The sequence below is a fragment of the Enterobacter sp. 50793107 genome (assembly GCF_001463365.1).
Taxonomy (GTDB): Bacteria; Pseudomonadota; Gammaproteobacteria; order Enterobacterales; family Enterobacteriaceae; genus Enterobacter; species Enterobacter cloacae.
The window spans coordinates 1-1,016 of sequence record NZ_LNII01000060.1; the positions used below are offsets into that span (position 1 = coordinate 1).

The window sequence follows — 1,016 nt, forward strand, 5'->3', positions numbered from 1 at the left end:
ACCGACAGCACGGGCGATGACCCGTCCAACCAGGTGCTGTCGCTTAAGCGTGCGGAGTCCGTGCGCGACTGGATGCGCGACACCGGCGATGTGCCGGAGAGCTGCTTTGCGGTGCAGGGCTACGGCGAAAGCCGTCCTGTTGCCACCAACGACACGGCGGAAGGCCGGGCGCTGAACCGCCGTGTCGAAATCAGTCTGGTGCCGCAGGCGAATGCCTGTCAGCTGCCGGGCAATACCCCCGCGCCATCGCAGGATGATGGCGTCTCAAAAAATGAAATGGAGTAATTAACATGGCAATTCCTGTTTATCTGTGGCTGAAGGACGATGGCGGCGCGGACATCAAAGGTTCCGTGGACGTGAAGGACCGTGAAGGCAGCATCGAGGTGGTGGCGCAGGAGCATAACCTGTACATCCCGACCGACAACAACACCGGCAAACTGACCGGCACGCGTATCCACACGCCATTCCTGTTCACCAAGGAAATCGACTCCTCCAGCCCGTACCTGTACAAGGCGGTGACCACCGGCCAGACCCTGAAGTCTGCGGAGTTTAAGTGGTACAAAATCAACGACGCCGGTCAGGAAGTGGAGTACTTCAACACCAGACTGGAAAACGTGAAGGTGGTGAAAGTGAATCCGAAGATGCACGACATCAAGGACCCGGCGTTCGAGAAGCACAACCACCTCGAGCAGATTGAGCTGCGCTACGAAAAAATCACCTGGACCTACAAGGACGGCAACATCATTCATTCCGATTCCTGGAACGAACGCGCCACCGCCTGAGTCTCGTGCGGACGGGTTCTCCCGTCCGCCGTTTTTGCTGAACGCCTGTAACCGCGGACGTTCAGCAAAGAAAAACACAATCTGCCTGCCCGACCTTATGCGCTTTGGGTTCCTGAATACCAGGAAAAGCGACGGGCGGTAGCGTGTCCGGAACTGATAAAGAGAGAGTCTCATGGAAAATCCAGCCAGCCTGTTACGTCGTCTGAACCCCTACTGCGCCCGTGCGATGGAAGG

The 1,016-nt window shown here is 57.6% G+C and carries 2 protein-coding genes; both read left to right on the top strand.

Features of this window, described 5'->3' with window-relative positions:
* A partial coding sequence (locus APU11_RS07900) for an OmpA family protein (protein ID WP_131729157.1) occupies nt 1-285 on the top strand: 285 nt, incomplete at its 5' end.
* 5 nt (nt 286-290) lie between these two features.
* Nucleotides 291-782 (top strand): type VI secretion system effector Hcp, encoded by a 492-nt coding sequence (gene hcp / locus APU11_RS07905; RefSeq protein WP_058651514.1) that lies wholly within the window; start codon nt 291-293, stop codon nt 780-782.
* Nucleotides 783-1,016: the final 234 nt, after the last annotated feature.

Bases quoted from the DNA above. Each gene is read 5' to 3' on its own strand.
- hcp (WP_058651514.1), top strand. From the start codon at position 291: ATGGCAATTCCTGTTTATCTGTGGCTGAAGGACGATGGCGGCGCGGAC.